At 69.4% G+C, this 15,392-nt stretch carries 12 protein-coding genes; 4 read left to right on the plus strand and 8 right to left on the minus strand.

Annotation, left to right across the window (positions count from 1 at the left end; all coding sequences use genetic code 11):
- Positions 1-30 precede the first annotated feature (30 nt).
- The 7 genes from JL100_RS08985 to bchF are packed head-to-tail and all read right to left on the minus strand — an operon-like array spanning position 31 to position 10,015.
- Positions 31-1,458: a BCD family MFS transporter gene (locus JL100_RS08985; RefSeq protein ID WP_202683432.1), complete on the minus strand. Its 1,428-nt coding sequence runs from the start codon at positions 1,456-1,458 to the stop codon at positions 31-33.
- On the minus strand, positions 1,448-2,140 hold the full coding sequence (gene bchM, locus JL100_RS08990; RefSeq protein WP_202683431.1) for a magnesium protoporphyrin IX methyltransferase: 693 nt from the start codon (positions 2,138-2,140) through the stop codon (positions 1,448-1,450). The genes JL100_RS08985 and bchM overlap by 11 nt, the downstream gene beginning before the upstream one ends.
- The gene (bchL, locus tag JL100_RS08995; RefSeq protein WP_202683430.1) at positions 2,140-3,024 is read right to left on the minus strand and encodes a ferredoxin:protochlorophyllide reductase (ATP-dependent) iron-sulfur ATP-binding protein; all 885 of its coding nucleotides are present in this window, start codon (positions 3,022-3,024) and stop codon (positions 2,140-2,142) included. The genes bchM and bchL overlap by 1 nt, the downstream gene beginning before the upstream one ends.
- Positions 3,021-6,713, minus strand: a complete 3,693-nt coding sequence (locus tag JL100_RS09000) for a magnesium chelatase subunit H (protein WP_202683429.1) — start codon at positions 6,711-6,713, stop codon at positions 3,021-3,023. The genes bchL and JL100_RS09000 overlap by 4 nt, the downstream gene beginning before the upstream one ends.
- Positions 6,688-8,214 carry a ferredoxin:protochlorophyllide reductase (ATP-dependent) subunit B gene (gene bchB, locus JL100_RS09005; RefSeq protein WP_202683428.1) on the minus strand — a complete coding sequence of 509 codons (1,527 nt, stop codon included), beginning with the start codon at positions 8,212-8,214 and terminating at the stop codon, positions 6,688-6,690. Before bchB ends, JL100_RS09000 begins: the two co-directional genes overlap by 26 nt.
- On the minus strand, positions 8,205-9,479 hold the full coding sequence (locus JL100_RS09010; RefSeq protein WP_202683427.1) for a ferredoxin:protochlorophyllide reductase (ATP-dependent) subunit N: 1,275 nt from the start codon (positions 9,477-9,479) through the stop codon (positions 8,205-8,207). The genes bchB and JL100_RS09010 overlap by 10 nt, the downstream gene beginning before the upstream one ends.
- Complete coding sequence (bchF, locus tag JL100_RS09015) at positions 9,476-10,015, minus strand: 2-vinyl bacteriochlorophyllide hydratase (protein ID WP_202683426.1); 540 nt, start codon at positions 10,013-10,015, stop codon at positions 9,476-9,478. The genes JL100_RS09010 and bchF overlap by 4 nt, the downstream gene beginning before the upstream one ends.
- A gap of 276 nt (positions 10,016-10,291) precedes the next feature.
- On the opposite strand from bchF, the gene JL100_RS09020 reads away from it, so the two are divergent.
- The 3 genes from JL100_RS09020 to JL100_RS09030 all read left to right on the plus strand — a co-directional run bounded on the left by JL100_RS09020 (position 10,292) and on the right by JL100_RS09030 (position 13,227).
- A complete protein-coding gene (locus tag JL100_RS09020) occupies positions 10,292-11,203 on the plus strand; it encodes a cobalamin B12-binding domain-containing protein (protein WP_202683425.1) in 912 nt (303 codons plus the stop codon).
- Positions 11,204-11,475: 272 nt separating this feature from the next.
- Complete coding sequence (gene ppsR / locus JL100_RS09025) at positions 11,476-12,876, plus strand: transcriptional regulator PpsR (RefSeq protein WP_202683424.1); 1,401 nt, start codon at positions 11,476-11,478, stop codon at positions 12,874-12,876.
- Positions 12,877-12,975: 99 nt separating this feature from the next.
- Positions 12,976-13,227, plus strand: coding sequence for a toxin-antitoxin system HicB family antitoxin (locus JL100_RS09030; protein WP_202683423.1), 252 nt, complete (start codon positions 12,976-12,978; stop codon positions 13,225-13,227).
- A gap of 132 nt (positions 13,228-13,359) precedes the next feature.
- Here the strand turns inward: JL100_RS09030 and JL100_RS09035 are convergent, their stop codons facing one another.
- The gene (locus tag JL100_RS09035) at positions 13,360-14,355 is read right to left on the minus strand and encodes an aldo/keto reductase (RefSeq protein WP_202683422.1); all 996 of its coding nucleotides are present in this window, start codon (positions 14,353-14,355) and stop codon (positions 13,360-13,362) included.
- Between the two features lie 121 nt (positions 14,356-14,476).
- Here JL100_RS09035 and JL100_RS09040 point away from each other — a divergent pair, with 121 nt between their 5' ends.
- Complete coding sequence (locus tag JL100_RS09040) at positions 14,477-15,388, plus strand: LysR family transcriptional regulator (RefSeq protein ID WP_202683421.1); 912 nt, start codon at positions 14,477-14,479, stop codon at positions 15,386-15,388.
- Positions 15,389-15,392: the final 4 nt, after the last annotated feature.

Here is a 15,392-nt window from a genome sequence, read left to right on the forward strand (position 1 = left end):
CCGCACGTTTACGTTGTTGACCGGGACGGGTTAACCGGGGAATTCGGCGAGGCCGAATGCCGCGGGTGGTTGGGGTCTGGCCTGCGCGGTACTGCGGACCAGCGGTCCGATGGCGGCCAGGGTGGCGAACAGCAGGATGATCTCCAGGTAGTAGACGGCGCCGTAGCCGACGGACGGGTCGGTCAGGGCGGGACCCAGCAGCCCCTGGGTGCCGAGGCTCGACACCAGGTCGCGGATGCCGCCCCCCGCCGCGATCGCGACGCCGGCCGCGGTCGCCTGGACCGCTCCCCAGGCGCCCAGCGCCAAGCCGCTCTCGCCCTCGCGCGCCAGCGCCATGGCGGCGGTCAGCGTGCCGACCACGAACAGCCCGCTGCCGAAGCCGATCAGAACGGCGCCGATCCGGACCAGCAGCGGCGATTCCAGGGGGGCGGAGAAGATGATGCAGGAGAAGGCGGCGAGCCCGACCAGCACGCCCAGTGCCGCCAGCCGGTAGGGATCGGCACCCCGGTTCAACCGCCGGGCCGCCAGCGCGAAGCCGCCCAGCGTGCCGCCCGCCAGCAGCGCGGTCAGCGCGGTGGTCTCGCCGACGCTCAGGTTCAGGATCTGACCGCCATAGGGCTCCAGCAGGATGTCCTGCATGCTGAAGGCCGCCGTCCCCAGCCCGACCGCCACCAGCACCCGCCCGGCGCGGCCCGCCTGCCGGAAGGTCCGCCAGGATTCCGCGAAGCCGGGACGGGGGCGGTCCGGCGCCGTGGCCGCCGGGTTGCGCGGCTCCTGTTTCCACAGCGCAATCACGTTAAGGAGCATGGTCGTGACGGCGGCCCCCTGGATCACCTGGATCAGGCGGAGCTGGGAGAATTCCGCCAGCAGCCAGCCGAACACCAGCGCGCTCGCGACCATCCCGGCCAGCAGCATCACGTAGAGCAGGGCCACCACGCGCGGACGGGTCTCGGGAGTGGCGAGGTCGGTCGCCAGCGCCAGCCCGGCGGTCTGTGTCGTGTGCAGCCCCGCACCGACCATCAGGAAAGCCAGCGCCGCCCCGGCATGGCCGGCATAGGTCGGCGTGGTGCTGTCGCCCGACAGGATGATCAGGGCGAAGGGCATGATCGCGAAGCCGCCGAACTGGATCAGCGTGCCGAACCAGATATAGGGCACCCGCCGCCATCCCAGCACGGAGCGATGGTTGTCCGAGCGGAAACCCACCAGCGCCCGCAGCGGCGCGAAGACCAGGGGCAGCGCCACCATGACCGCGACCAGCCAGGTCGCGACGCCCAGCTCCACCACCATGACCCGGTTCAGCGTGCCGTTCAGCAGCACGATCGCCATGCCCACCGACACCTGGAACAGCGACAGCCGCAGCAGCCGCCCCAGCGGCAGTTCCGGCGTCGCGGCGTCCGCGAACGGCAGGAGGCGCGGTGTCAGGAATGTCCAGACGCGGTATTGGCGCTTAATGATCATGGGGCACCAGCTCCAGCGCCTGGGAGGTGTAGAACCCGCAGGCCACCCGCTCGGTCCGCGATGGCCGCCAGCGGCCGACCTCCGACGCCAGCAGGCGCCGCAATCCCGCTTCGCGCACCGGCTCGATCGCCGGCGCCCTGTTTCCCCGGGGAAACAATTTGCCCACCGCGTGCATCGTTGCCAGCGCCGGGGTCCGCGGCGCGAAGGTGAACAGCACCGACGCCCGCGTCCGATCGGCCAGCGCCTTCACCGCCCGCGCCATGTCGGGCGCCCGGTAGTGGATCAGCGAGTCCATCGCCACCACATGGTCGAACCGGCCCAGGCCGGGGTCCAGCATGTCGCCGACCCGGAAATCCACATCAAGCCCGGCCGGCATCCGCTCCCGCGCCAGCCCGACCAGCGTCGGCGACAGGTCGATCGCCACCACCTCGGCGCCCCGCCGGGCCGCCTCCAGCGCCAGCATGCCGGTGCCGCAGCCGGCATCCAGCAGCCGGCACCCCGTCATATCCTCCGGCAGCCAGCCCAGCAGCGTGTTCCGCATGCCGTCGCGGCCCTTCCGCACGGTCGCCCGGATGCGCCCGACCGGCGCGTCGGAGGTCAGGCGGGACCAAGCCTCCACCGCGGTGCGGTCGAAATAGGTTTCCAGCCGGTCGCGGCGTTCGATGTAGGAGACGCTGTGCATCAGTCGAACCCCAGCAGATCGAAGATGTCCCGGTCCTTCATGGGTTTGGGCGCCAGCGGCTCGGTGCCGGTCCAAAGCGTTGCCGCCAGCCGCAGGTACTCCGCCTGGACCGCCTCCAGCTCGGGCGAGGGCTCCATCTCGAACAGGGTCGCCTTCTTCAGGCGGCTGCGCCGGATCACGTCCAGATCGGGGAAGCGGGCCAGGGTCTCCAGCCCGACGACATCGTTGAAGCGGTCGATCTGGTCGGTCCCGGCGCTCCGGTTGGCGATCACGCCGCCCAGGCGGACGTCGTAGTTGCGCGCCTTGGCGTGGATCGCCGCGACGATGCGGTTCATCGCGAAGATGCTGTCGAAATCGTTGGCGGTGACGATCAGCGCCCGGTCGGCATGCTGGAGCGGGGCCGCGAAGCCGCCGCACACCACGTCGCCCAGCACGTCGAAGATCACCACGTCGGTGTCGTCGAGCAGGTGATGCTCCTTCAGGAGCTTGACCGTCTGGCCGACGACGTAGCCGCCGCAGCCGGTTCCCGCCGGCGGCCCGCCGGCCTCGACGCACATCACGCCGTTGTAGCCCTCGAACACGAAATCCTCGGGCCGAAGCTCCTCCGAATGGAAGTTTACCGTCTCCAGGATGTCGATCACCGTCGGGACCAGCCGCTTGGTCAGCGTGAAGGTGCTGTCGTGCTTGGGATCGCAGCCGATCTGGAGCACCCGCTTGCCCAGCTTGGAGAAGGCGACGGACAGGTTGGACGAGGTCGTGCTCTTGCCGATGCCGCCCTTGCCGTAGACCGCGAAGACTTTCGCCCCCTCGATCCTGACGCTCGGGTCCAGCTTGACCTGGACGCTGCCTTCGCCGTCCGGGCGCCTTAGGAGAGTGGTGGTCATGCCGCTGCCTTTTCGCTGATGCCTTCGAGGCGGTCTTCCAGGGTCTCGCCGGCCTGCCGCAGGGCCGCCAGCATGGTTTCGTCCGGCGACCAGTAGCGCCGCTCGTGCGCCTCGATCAGGCGGTTGGCGACCCGCGCCGACGCCTTGGGGTTCAATTCGGCGAGGCGATCGCGCATCTCCTCGTCGAGCAGGTAGGTCTGGGTGAGCTGCTGGTAGACCCACGGCGCTACCTGTCCGGTCGTCGCCGACCAGCCCAGGGTGTTGGTCACGTGGGCCTCGATCTGGCGCACGCCTTCGAAGCCGTGCTTCAGCATGCCCTCGTACCATTTGGGGTTCAGCACGCGGGTCCTGACCTCCAGCGCCACCTGTTCGGACAGGGTGCGCACGGTGCCCTCGCCGCGGGTCTGGTCGCCGATATAGACCGGCACCGTCGTCCCGGTGGCCCGCCCGACCGCCCGGCTGATGCCGCCGAGATTGTCGAAATAGTGGTCGATCGTGGTGACGCCGAGCTCGACCGATTCCAGGTTCTGGTAGGCGAGATCGACCCCGGCCAGCAGCGTCTGCATCAGCTCCGCTTGGCGGACCGGGATGCCCGACCGCCCGTAGGCGAAGCATTTCCGCCGGGTGAAGGCTTCGGCCAGCTCGTCCTCCTCGGTCCAGCAGCCGCTGTCCACCATGTGGTTCAGGTTGGAGCCGTAGGTGCCGTCGGCATTGCTGAAGACCCGGAGCGCCGCCGTCTCGAAGTCGCAGCCGTGGGTCCGCTGATGCTCCAGGGTATGCTTCCGCACGAAGTTCAGGTGCGGCGGCTCGTCGGCGCCGGCCGCCAGGAAGCAGGCTTCGGCCAGCAGCTTGATCTGCAAGGGCAGCAGGTCGCGGAAGATGCCGGACAGGGTCAGCACCACGTCCAACCGGGGCCGGCCCAGTTCGTCGAGCGGGATCAGCTCGGCGGCGCACAGCCGACCGTAGCTGTCGAACCGGGGCCGCGCGCCGATCAGCGCCAGCACCTGGGCGATCGGGCCGCCCTCGCTCTTCAGGTTGTCGGTCCCCCACAGCACGAAGGCGACGGTTTCCGGGAAGCCGTTGCCCTCCGCCTGGTGGCGGGCGAGCAGGCGGCCCGCCTGCCGGGCGCCGTCGGCCACCGCGAAGGCGCTGGGGATGCGGTAGGGGTCGAAGCCGTGGATGTTGCGGCCGGTCGGCAGGATCGCCGGGGTCCGCAGCAGGTCGCCGCCCGGCGTCGGCCGGATGAACCCGCCGTCCAGCGCATGCAGGATCGAGGCGAGCTCGTGGTCTTCCGCCAGCAGCAGGTCGCTCGCCGCCAGGTCGCGGTACAGCGCCAGCGCGGTCTGGTCCTGCGTGATCTCCTCCGGCGGCCGTCCCGCCACCAGCGCGTCGATGTCGGCGCGGGCCGGGCTGGCGCCGTGGGCCGATTCCGCCATGGCGAGCAGCAGGTCCACCCGCTCGGGAGCGGACGGCGGTTCGCCCACCACGTGGAGGCCGTAGGGGATCAGGGTATACTCCATCTCCAGGATCGCGTGGGTCAGCGCCGCGATTTCCCGCTCCGGATCGGTCCAGGCCGGTTCCGCCTGGGCGAGGTCCACGGCGGCGGCCTGCGCCTGGATCACCCCGGCCAGGTGCCCCCGGTCGGCCTGGATCTCCGGAGTCAGCGCCCGCCAGCTTTCGATCGAGGATTTCAGCTCCAGCAGCCCGCGATAGAGGCCGGCCTGGGCGATCGGCGGCGTCAGGTAGCTGATCAGGGTCGCTGCCGTCCTGCGCTTGGCGATCGTGCCTTCCGACGGGTTGTTGGCGGCGTACAGGTAGAAGTTCGGCAGTTCGCCGAGCAGCCGGTCCGGCCAGCACCCGGACGAGAGCGCGGTCTGCTTGCCCGGCATGAACTCCAGCGCGCCGTGGGTCCCGAAATGAAGCACCGCATGGGCCGCGAAATCCTCCCGCAGGTAGCGGTAGAAGGCGGAGAAGGCGTGGGTCGGCGCGAAGCCCTTCTCGAACAGCAGCCGCATCGGGTCGCCCTCGTAGCCGAAGCCCGGCTGCAACCCGACCAGCACGTTGCCGAACCGCTCGCCGAGGACCATCAGGCTGGACCCGTCGGTCTGCTGCCGCCCCGGCGCCGGCCCCCACTGGGCCTCGATCTCGCCCAGCCAGCGTTCCCGCCGGACATGGTCGTCCACGGGGATGCGCGCCTGCACGTTGGCATCGGCGCCGAACCGGGCCGAATTGCCCAGGATGATCCGGTCCCGCAGGGCATCGACCGTCTCCGGCACCTCGACCGTGTAGCCTGCCCGCGCCAGCCCCTTCAGCGTGTTGTGCAGGGATTCGAAGACGCCGAGATAGGCCGCGGTGCCGACCGCCCCGGCGTTGGGCGGGAAGTTGAACAGGACAACCGCGATGCGGCGCTCCGCCGCCGGCGTCCGGCGCAGGGTCACCAGCCGCTCGACCCGGGCGGCAAGCGCCGCGGCGCGCTCCGCATGGACCTGCATGTCGCGCGCCTTCTCCAGCGGTGCCGCGGCCGACCGCCCGCCGAACAGCATGGCGCCGGTGCCGCCGTCCAGTTCCGGGATCGCGACCATCATCGTCGCCTCGACCGGCATCAGCCCCCGGTCCGAGGACTCCCACTGCTCCAGTGTCTGGAACTCCACCGCGTGGGCCGCGACATAGGGCACGTCCAGCCCCGCCAGCATCGTTTCCGCCGCCTTGGCGTCGTTGTAGGCGGGGCCGCCGACCAGGGAGAACCCGGTCATCGACACGACCGCGTCGACCACCGGCTTGCCGTCCTTCAGGAAGAACAGCTCGACCGCCGGCCGGGCGTCGAGCCCGCTGGCGAAGGCGGGGATCACCCGCAGCCCCCGCGCTTCCAGCGCCGCGATCACGCCGTCATAGTGGGCCGTGTTGCCCGGCAGCAGGTAGGAGCGCATCACCAGCAGCCCGACGGTGCCCCGGCAGCCGGCCGGCGCGGCGGGCAGCTTGGCGACGCTGTCCGCCATCTGCGGCCTCATGGCGGGGTGATAGACGCCGACGTCCGGATACTCGACCGGCGGAGCCGCCTTCAGCGTGCCGCGCAGGTGCCGGCGCTCGCCGTCGGCGTAGCGGTCGATCAGGAAGCGCAGCATCTGGGCCACGTTCTCGTCCGACCCGCACAGCCAGTATTGCAGCGTCAGGAAATACGCCCGCACGTCCTGGGCGGCGCCGGGGATGAACCGCAGGATCTTCGGGATCCGCCGGAGCATCGCCATCTGCCTGGCGCCCGAGCTGCCGCCCTCTTTCTTGGCGCCGCGCAGGCGCTTCAGGAAGGCCAGCGGGCCGCGCTCGTTGCCGGTCATGGTGAAGCGGCCGATCCGGGTCAGCCGGATCACCTCTCCCGCCGACATGCAGACCACCATGGCGTCGCATTGGTCGCGGCGGGCCTGAAGGGCGGGGAGGACCGCCTGGATATGGTCCTCCATGAACAGCATGTTGGCGATCACGATGTCGGCTTCGGCGATGTCCGCCCGGCACCGCTCGACCGATCCCGGATCGGTGCCCCACTCCGCCGCGGCGTGCAGGGTCACCTCCAGGCCGGGGACTTCCCGCGCCACGCTTTGCCGCGCTCGCTCGGTCGCTCCCGCCAGGTGGTTGTCCAGCGTGACGATCACGATGCGGACTGGGACGGTGTCAGGAGCTGAAATGGGCTTTGGCATGGTACAGCGTCTCGACGGTGATGAGCGCTATGCCCTGCTCGCGGGCGAAGCGTTCGGTGTTGCGGCGGGCCTTGCCGCGGACGAAGAACGGCACCTTTCGAAGCTCCCGCTCGGCGTCGGGAGCCCAGCCGGAGGATTGCGGGGCGGGTTCCGGTTCCGGCCCCCGATCAGGTGTTGCGGCGGTGCCGAGATGGGACGGCGCCGCCTCGCCATGGAACTCGAAGTCCTCGCGGAACATCGTCAGCAGATGCTCCTCCAGGCCCATCATCAGGGGATGGACCCAGGTGTCGAAGATCACGTTGGCGCCCTCGAACCCCATCTGGGGGGAGTGGCGCGCCGGGAAGTCCTGGACATGGACGGGGGCGGAGATCACGGCGCAGGGGACGCCCAGCCGCTTGGCGATGTGCCGCTCCATCTGGGTGCCCAGCACCAGGTCGGGCTGAAGCTCCGCGACCTTGGCCTCGACCTCCAGGTAGTCGTCGGTCACCAGCGCCTCGACGCCGTACCCCGCCGCCGCCTCGCGCACCTCGCGGGCGAACTCCCGGCTATAGGTGCCCAGACCGGCGACGGCGAAGCCCAGCTCGTCCCGGGCGATCCGGGCCGCCGCGATCGCGTGCGTCGCGTCGCCGAAGACGAAGACCCGCTTGCCGGTCAGGTAGGTGCTGTCCACCGAATGGGAGTACCAGGGCAGCCGCGACGCTCCCGCCGCCACGTCGGGCGGGACGGTGATGCCGGCCACCTTCGCCACCTCGGCGATGAAGTCGCGGGTGGCGCCGACGCCGATCGGCACCGTCGCCACCATCGGCTGGCCGAAACTCTTCCGGAGCCACCGGGCGGCGGTGGAGGCGATCTCGGGATACAGGACGACGTTGAAGTCCGCCTCGCCCAGCCGCGCCAGGTCGGCGGGCGAGGCGCCCAGCGGCGCCACCACCCCGACCTCGACGCCGATCCGGTCGAGCAGGGCGGCGACCTCGGTCACGTCGTCGCGGTGCCGGAAACCCAGCGCCGCCGGACCCAGCAGGTTGCAGCGCGGACGCCCTCCGGCGTGGCGCGGGCAGGCCGGGTCGGCCAGCGCCCGGACCAGCCGGTAGAAGGTCTCCGCGGCGCCCCAGTTCTCCTTCTTCTGGTAGGCCGGCAGCTCCAGCGGGATCACCGGCACCGGCAGGTCCAGCGCGCGGGCGAGGCCGCCCGGATCGTCCTGGATCAGCTCCGCCGTGCAGGAGGCGCCGACGATCAGCGCCTGCGGGCGGAACCGCTCGTAGGCCTCCGCGACCGCCGTCTTGAACAGTTCGGCGGTGTCGCCGCCGAGGTCGCGCGCCTGGAAGGTCGTGTAGGTCACCGGCGGGCGCCTGGCCTGCCGCTCGATCATGGTGAACAGCAGGTCGGCATAGGTGTCGCCCTGCGGCGCGTGGAGCACATAGTGGACGCCCTCCATCGCGGTGGCGATCCGCATGGCACCCACATGGGGGGGAGCCTCGTAGGTCCAGAGCGTCAGCTGCATGCCGCGACTCCTCCGGCTGCCAGGGCTTTTCTGCGGCGCAGCGGCCGGGCGAACAGTCCGGCCAGGTCGGCGGCCTGCTCGTAACCGTGGATCGGGGTGAAGACCAGTTCGATCGACCACTTGGTCGTCAGCCCCTCCGCCTCCAGCGGGTTGGCGAGGCCGAGGCCGCAGACGGTGATGTCCGGCTTGGCCGCCCGGCAGCGGTCGAGCTGGCGTTCCACGTGCTGGCCCTCGCTGAGCATGGTGCCGGGGGGCAGCAGCGCCAGTTCCTCCGCCAGGTGCCGGCGGTGCAGATAGGGGGTGCCGACTTCGACCAGCTCCATGCCCAGCTCGGTCGCGAGGAAGCGGGCGAGCGGCACTTCGAGCTGGCTGTCGGGAAAAAAGAAGACGCGCTTGCCCGCCAGTTCGGCACGATAGCGGGCAAGCGCGTTCCGCGATCTTTCGCGGCAGGGGGAGATCACGTCCCGGAAGCGGCTGGGCTCGACCTGCCACGCGGCGGCGGCCGCGGCGAGCCATCCAGTTGTGCCCTCCGCGCCGAGCGGGAAGGGCGCTTCGAGCCTGGTCGCACCGCGCTCCTCCAGGGTCCGCGCGGTTTCTCCGAGAAAGGGCTGCGCCAGCAGGAACGAGGTGCCCGGCCCGACCGGCGGCAGGTCTTCGGCCCGGCGGGGCGGCAGGAAGCGGACCGGCCCGATGCCCAGATCCTCGAAGATCCGCCTGAACTGGTCCTCGACGACCTCGGCCAGCGCGCCCACCACCAGCAGCGACCGCCCGTCCTCCCGGGGGAGTTCCGGGACCAGGGCGGCGAGGCAGGCATCCTCGCCCTGGGTGAAGGTCGTCTCGATCCCGCTGCCGGAATAGCTGAGGATCCGGACCGCCGGCCGATGCCGGAGCGACAGGCGGGCCGCGGCCCGGCCGAGGTCCAGCTTGATCACCTCCGACGGGCATGACCCGACCAGGAACAGCAGCCTTATGTCCGGTCGCCGCGCCAGGAGCTGGTCCACCACCCGGTCCAGTTCCTCGTTCATATCGGCGAGCCCGGCGAGGTCGCGCTCCTCGATGATGGCGGTCGCGAAGCGCGGCTCGGCGAAGATCATCACCCCGGCGGCGGACTGGATCAGGTGAGCGCAGGTCCGGGACCCGACCACCAGGAAAAAGGCGTCCTGGATCTTGCGGTGCAGCCAGACGATCCCGGTCAGACCGCAGAACACTTCCCGCTGGCCGCGTTCGCGCAGCACGGGGACGGAGTCCGCCACGGCCGCCGTCATGAGGCGGCTCCCGCATGCTCGAACTTCGCGCCCGCCGCCTCGTCGCGCCGGGCGGCGCGGAGCTTCAGCAGGAACTGGGTCGCGTTGATCACGTATGTCGCATAGGCCGCGAGCGCCAGGAACATCTGCCCGCGGACATCGAGCGCCCCGGTCACCAGGGCCGCGAGGTAGGCGGTGTGGAGCGCCAGCACCAGGATGCTGAACACGTCCTCCCAGTAGAAGGCCGGTGCGAACAGGTAGCGCCCGAACACTTCCCGTTCCCAGATCGAGCCGGTGATCATGATCGCGTAGAGCGTCAGCGTCTTGACGACGATGGAGGCGGAGGCCACCCCCTCGCCCTCGCCGGTGGAGAGATAGCGAAGCACCAGGGCCAGGCTGACCAGGAAGACCACGAACTGCACCGGAGCCAGGATGCCCTGGACCAGGGTCCAGGGGGACGCGTCCCGTTTCAGCCGTTCTTCGGCGGTGTAGAGAGGCTGCCCCCGACCGTGCCGGGTTCGAGAGGCAGGCCCAGGATGGTGCCCGGGTTGGTGCATGGCGTTTCTCCCACTGGAACCGGCCGGCTGACGCCCGGAGCGGGTTTTCGCCCGCCCTCGACCTGTTCCCTTGCTTGGATTGAAACGCTAAACCTTATCCTTGACAGCGTCAACACAGATATACGTCAATCTTAATTGACATAAACGACCGGCGGCTTGGCCGGGGGGCGGCTTTCCAACATGTGATCTATATCGAGGATAATAACCTTACCGGAATTGTGGTTGAGGGGTATTAATCATGAGCGTAGGCTCGTCCCAATCCTCAGGGAGCAAAAAATGAATGACTCGCTCGAACGGGTCGTTTCAGGGAGGGCCTGGGAAGAGGTCGAGTGTGTTCCGGTCACCGAGAGCACAGCAATCGACTCTCGGGTCGTCGCGGGGCACGGCCGGTCCGGCCAGCTTATGGCCGGTTTGATTGACACCGTCGAGGCGGAGATTGTTCCGCGCCTGATCCTGGCACGCCGATCGTCCCCGGAACCGCTGATGGTTCCGGCGCCGCTTGCAGCCGCTCCGGAGCAGGCACCGTGCGTCGACGACGTGCTGGAGCTCTCATCGCTCCTGCTCAAGGACCAGTTCCAGACAGCGTCGTCGTTCGTGCGATCCATACAGTCCCGCGGCGTTCCCCTTGAAACGGTCTATCTGGATCTGCTGGCGCCGACAGCCCGGCACCTGGGCGATCTCTGGACCAACGACATCTGTCATTTCGGCGACGTCACCATCGGCCTGTGCCGGCTCCAGCAGGTGCTGCGCGACTTCAGCCCGGCCTTCCTGAACGAGGCATCGACGCGCGACGACGGGCGACGGGCGCTGCTGATGAGCGTTCCGGGCGGCCAGCACACCTTCGGCATCTCCATGGTCGCCGAGTTCTTCCGGCGGGCGCGGTGGGATGTCACGACCGGAGCCCCCGTGGCGCGCGACGAGCTGATCAGGATCGTCCGGAGCCAATGGTTCTCCGTCGTCGGGCTGTCGGTGAGCTGCGAGGTCCAGGTCGAGCTCCTGGTCTCCACCATCCGGCTGATCCGCCGGGCGTCGCGCAATCCCGCGGTCGGCATCCTGGTCGGGGGACCCGTCTTTGTCACACACCCCGAGATGGTGGCCCTGGTCGGAGCCGACGCGACCGCCATCGATGCCCGGCAGGCCCCTGTCCAGGCCGAAAATCTTCTTGCGCTTATCGCAAAACAAAGCTGAAACTGTCTTGATGGTCAGACCGTTAACAAGATGGAGCTGAACCAGATTTCAATGAAGTGCGGGGCGGGATTGTGGTTTCCACTGTCAATAAATTTTTACGTCAACCTTACTTGACAAATTTTGCCGGGATGGCCTAAATGGTGAGATCAAAGGCGTCAGCCGAACTCGCCGGACCGCTTGACAGTCAAGTTGCAAGTCAAGTTGACAGTCAAGCCGGCCTCAAGCCCGCAGGCGCTGACTTCAATCCTTCGGGCCCGAAGGTCTCGCCTCCCGTGAAGCACTTCAAAGCTCCAAAGGAGTCCTTCGATAAGCTGGATGCCGAGGCCGTGGCGGCTCTCGTGGCGTCCGCCGGGGACATCGCGCTGGTCCTTGACTCCAAAGGCGTCATCCGCGACCTGACCTACGACAACGACGACCTGCCGCGCGACTGGGCGGACCAGTGGATCGGCCGTTCCTGGCTCGATACCGTGACCGTCGAGAGCCGCATCAAGGTCGAGGCCATGCTGCGCGACGCCCTGGCCGGCACGCCGCCGCGCTGGCGCCATGTCAACCATCCGGTGCCGCGCAGCGCCGACATCCCGATCCAGTACTCCGTCGTGCGGATCGGGGGCGAGGGCAGGATGGTGGCGGTCGGCCGCGACCTTCGCCCGTCCGCGGCCCTCCAGCAGCGCCTGGTCGAGGCGCAGCAGTCGATGGAGCGGGATTACTCCCGCCTGCGCCATGTCGAGATGCGCTATCGCCTGCTGTTCCAGATGACGCACGAGGCGATCGTCATCGTCGACGCCAATACCTACAAGATCCTCGAGGCGAACCCCGCCGCCGACGCCCTGCTGGGCCATGCCGTCGGCGGCGTCGCCGGACGGACGCTGACCGAAACCCTCGACGCCGCCGACACCCCGGCGCTCCAGCTCCTGCTGGCCGGCGTGCGGGCGACCGGCAGGGCGGACGAGGGGCAGGCCCGCTCCGGCTTCGGCCGGGAACTGCAGGTGACCTGCTCGCTGTTCCGCCAGGATGCCGCGTCGCTCTTCCTCGTGCGCCTGATCCCCCTGACGGCGGAGCGGTCGGAGTCGCCGGTGATCCTGCCGCACCATCTGCAGATCGTCGAAAGCATGCCCGACGGCTTCGTCGTGACCGACGCCGAAGGCCGGATCATCGACGCGAACGCCGCCTTCCTCGACCTGGCCCAGCTGGCCGCGGAGGAGCAGGCGCGTGGCCAGTCGCTGGAGCGCTGGCTGGGCCGGCCGGGCGTCGATCTCGGCGTGCTGATGGCGAACCTGCGCCAGCACGGCTCCGTCCGTCTGTACGCGACCACCTTCCACGGCGAGTACGGCGCCGGAACCGATATCGAGGTCTCGGCCGGCAGCGTGCCCAGCGCCGGGCAGCCCTGCTTCGGCTTCGCCATCCGCGACGTCGGCCGGCGGCTGGCCACCGAGACCCGCAAGAAGGAGCTGCCCCGCGCGGTCGAGCAACTGACCGAGCTGGTCGGCCGCGTGCCGCTCAAGGACTTGGTCCGCGAGACCACCGACGTGATCGAGCGCCTGTGCATCGAGGCCGCCCTGGAGCTGACCGGCGACAACCGCGCGTCCGCCGCCGAGATCCTCGGCCTCAGCCGCCAGAGCCTCTACGTCAAGCTGCGCCGCTACGGGCTGGGAGACCTGGAAAGCGGGGAGTGATCGCCGGAACCCAACCTCGATATTGCCCACTTGGCTGCGGGTGTGGCCAAGTCGGGATCGCCGACGAGCGTCCGGTGAACGTACTCAGGGGATCGATCCATGAGCAGCTTCACACTGTGCATTCCTGAAGACTTGAAGAATGAGGCATCCGCTCAGGCGGAAGCCGCCGGCGTCAGCCTCAACCAGTATATCGCGACGGCGCTGGCGTCGCGGGTCGGGGCTCAAGCAGAGGCAGCGCGTTACTTCGCTGCCCGCGGTTCCCGTGCCGAACGCGGCGGGGCCAAGGAGATCCTGGCTCGCTCCGGTGTCGGAAACCAGCCCCGCGACGATGACAGACTCGATCCTGCTTGATCGAGCCCGGCGCGCCCGATCAGTTCCGTAGGTCGGCCTTCGCCCGTCAGGGCGAACGCCGACGCGCTGCATCAACGCTCCGGCCACACTGTCGGCGTCGGCCTTCGGCCGAGGCCGACCTACGATCATCCGTCATGACTTCTCGCTGTCCATGTGGGCGAGTTGCTCGCTCGGATAGCGCTCGCCCGCCGCGGAGCCGGGTGGCAGGGCTTCCGCCAGGGACTTCAGGTCCTCCGCCGACAGCGCCAAACCCGTGGCGCCCAGCGCTTCCTCCAGCCGGTCGCGCCGCCGGGCGCCGACCAGCGGGACGATGTCCCGGCCCTGGGCCGCGACCCATGCGATCGCGACCTGCGCCACCGAGGCGCCGATCCGTTCCGCGATCGCGCGCAGCCGCTCGACCAGGGCCAGGTTGGCATCCAGGTTTTCTCCTTGGAAACGGGGGCTGATGGCGCGGAAATCCCGCCCCATGGCGCGCGCCTTCGACCAGTGGCCGCTGATCAGGCCGCGCGACAGAACGCCGTAGGCGGTGATTCCGATGCCCAGTTCCCGGCAGGCCGGCAGGATCCTGTCCTCGATCCCGCGCGAGATCAGCGAGTATTCGATCTGAAGGTCGCTGACGGGGTGGACCGCGGCGGCACGCCGGATCGTGTCGGGTCCGACCTCCGACAGCCCGACATGGCGGACGTACCCGGCCTTCACCAGATCGGCGATGGCCCCGACCGTGTCCTCGATCGGAACGTCGGGGTCCAGCCGGGCGGGGCGGTAGATGTCGATATGGTCGGTTCCCAGACGGCGCAGCGAATAGGTCAGGAAGTTCTTCACCGCCTTCGGCCGCGAGTCGTAGCCGGACCATTCCCCCTGCGGTCCGCGCAGCGCGCCGAACTTGACGCTGATCAGCGCCTTGTCGCGGTCGCAGCCCCTCAGCGCCTCGCCGATCAGCATCTCGTTGTCACCCATGCCGTAGAAGTCGCCGGTGTCCAGCAGCGTGATTCCGGCATCCAGCGCCGCGTGGATCGTCGCGATGCTCTCCGCCCGCTCGGCCGGACCGTAGAGGTCGGACATGCCCATGCAGCCGAGGCCGATCATGGCGGTGTCGGGACCGGTCGTCCCCAGGGTGCGGTGTTCCATCCTTCTTTCCTTTCCCGTTTCGGCGGCGCCCGCTGGGCGCCATCCCTGGCCGGAAGATGACTCGCCGCCGCCCATCCGATAAGCTGGATAATCCTGAATGGCTTGTTCGGCAGGGTGAACAATGGACGAGTCCGACCTCCGCGATCTCCACGCCTTCGCCGCCGTGGCGCGCCACCGAAACTTCCGCCGCGCCGCCCTGGAGCAGCGGATTTCCGTCTCCAGCCTCAGCCAGCGCCTGCGCGACCTGGAGGAACGGCTCGGCCTCCGCCTCCTCAACCGCACGACCCGCAGCGTCGCTGCCACCGAGGCGGGCGAAAACCTGCTGCGCCGGATCGGCCCCGCCCTGACGGAGATCGCCGACGCCGTGACCGAGGCGCGGGGTCGGCAGGGGCGCCCCACGGGCCGGCTGCGGATCAACGCGCCCGCTCCCGCCGCCCAGCTCGTCCTCGCCCCCATGGTGGCGCCGTTCCTGAAGCGCCATCCCGGCATCGACCTGGAGATCGTCACCGACACCGCGCTGATCGACATCGTCGCCGAAGGCTTCGACGCCGGCGTCCGGTTCGAGGAGAACCTGGCGCTCGACATGGTCGCGGTCTCGCTCGGCCCGCCGCAGCGCTACGCCGTCGTGGCCGCTCCCGATCTCATCGCCGCCCACGGTGTTCCGGAGAAGCCCGAAGACCTGCTCGGCGCTCCCGCGATCTCGACCCGCTTTCCCAGCGGCATGATGCTGCCGTGGGAGTTCGAGAAGGATGGGCGCGCCGTCAGGATCGCGCCGGACTGCCGTTTCACCTCCTCCCACGTGGGGACCCAGCTCCGGGCCACGCTGGACGGGCTCGGCTTCATGCTGACCTTCGAGGGCTACGTGGAGGAGGCGGTGAAGCAGGGACGGCTGGTCCGGGTGCTGGACGACTGGTGTCCCGACTTCCCCGGGCCTTTCCTCTATTATCCCAGCCGCCGCCGGCCTCCCGCCGCGCTCGAAGCCTTCCTGGCCTTCGTCCGGGAATGGCGGCGTCCGGGAATGGACCCGAACTGACGGA

Source organism: Skermanella mucosa (assembly GCF_016765655.2).
In the GTDB taxonomy this organism is placed as follows: domain Bacteria; phylum Pseudomonadota; class Alphaproteobacteria; order Azospirillales; family Azospirillaceae; genus Skermanella; species Skermanella mucosa.

What these genes read in the sequence shown, in the direction of transcription:
- JL100_RS09010 (WP_202683427.1), bottom strand. Translation starts at nt 9,479, where the DNA reads ATGACGGCGGCCGTGGCGGACTCCGTCCCCGTGCTGCGCGAACGCGGC.
- JL100_RS09030 (WP_202683423.1), top strand. Translation starts at nt 12,976, where the DNA reads ATGAGCAGCTTCACACTGTGCATTCCTGAAGACTTGAAGAATGAGGCA.
- bchB (WP_202683428.1), bottom strand. Translation starts at nt 8,214, where the DNA reads ATGCAGCTGACGCTCTGGACCTACGAGGCTCCCCCCCATGTGGGTGCC.
- JL100_RS08985 (WP_202683432.1), bottom strand. Translation starts at nt 1,458, where the DNA reads ATGATCATTAAGCGCCAATACCGCGTCTGGACATTCCTGACACCGCGC.
- JL100_RS09020 (WP_202683425.1), top strand. Translation starts at nt 10,292, where the DNA reads ATGAATGACTCGCTCGAACGGGTCGTTTCAGGGAGGGCCTGGGAAGAG.
- JL100_RS09040 (WP_202683421.1), top strand. Translation starts at nt 14,477, where the DNA reads ATGGACGAGTCCGACCTCCGCGATCTCCACGCCTTCGCCGCCGTGGCG.
- bchM (WP_202683431.1), bottom strand. Translation starts at nt 2,140, where the DNA reads ATGCACAGCGTCTCCTACATCGAACGCCGCGACCGGCTGGAAACCTAT.
- bchF (WP_202683426.1), bottom strand. Translation starts at nt 10,015, where the DNA reads ATGCACCAACCCGGGCACCATCCTGGGCCTGCCTCTCGAACCCGGCAC.
- JL100_RS09035 (WP_202683422.1), bottom strand. Translation starts at nt 14,355, where the DNA reads ATGGAACACCGCACCCTGGGGACGACCGGTCCCGACACCGCCATGATC.
- bchL (WP_202683430.1), bottom strand. Translation starts at nt 3,024, where the DNA reads ATGACCACCACTCTCCTAAGGCGCCCGGACGGCGAAGGCAGCGTCCAG.
- JL100_RS09000 (WP_202683429.1), bottom strand. Translation starts at nt 6,713, where the DNA reads ATGCCAAAGCCCATTTCAGCTCCTGACACCGTCCCAGTCCGCATCGTG.